The sequence below is a fragment of the Escherichia sp. AM3 genome (genome assembly GCF_032029835.1).
Lineage (GTDB): Bacteria > Pseudomonadota > Gammaproteobacteria > Enterobacterales > Enterobacteriaceae > Escherichia > Escherichia coli.
In genome coordinates, this window is the sequence record NZ_JAVUPQ010001303.1 from 1 (window position 1) to 236 (window position 236).

Genomic DNA, 236 nt, shown 5'->3' on the forward strand with positions numbered 1-236 from the left:
TTGTTCAGCACTTTTGCGGCTTCCTGAGTCACATAGAAGTGGCTGGTACCGTGAGCGCCGTAACGACGGACGCCGTGCTCTTTGTACAGGCTGTATGGCAGGGCATAGAGGTAAGACTCTTCCGGCATGGTCTGATGGAACGCGGTATCAAACACGGCCACGTTTTTATCTTTCAGACTCGGGAAGGATTTCAGTGCTTCAGCGATACCGATCAGGTGAGCCGGGTTATGCAGCGG

The 236-nt window shown here is 53.8% G+C and carries 1 pseudogene; it reads right to left on the reverse strand.

Features of this window, described 5'->3' with window-relative positions:
* Nucleotides 1-236 (reverse strand): annotated as a pseudogene (locus RTW80_RS30795) (acetate kinase); the annotation flags it as partial.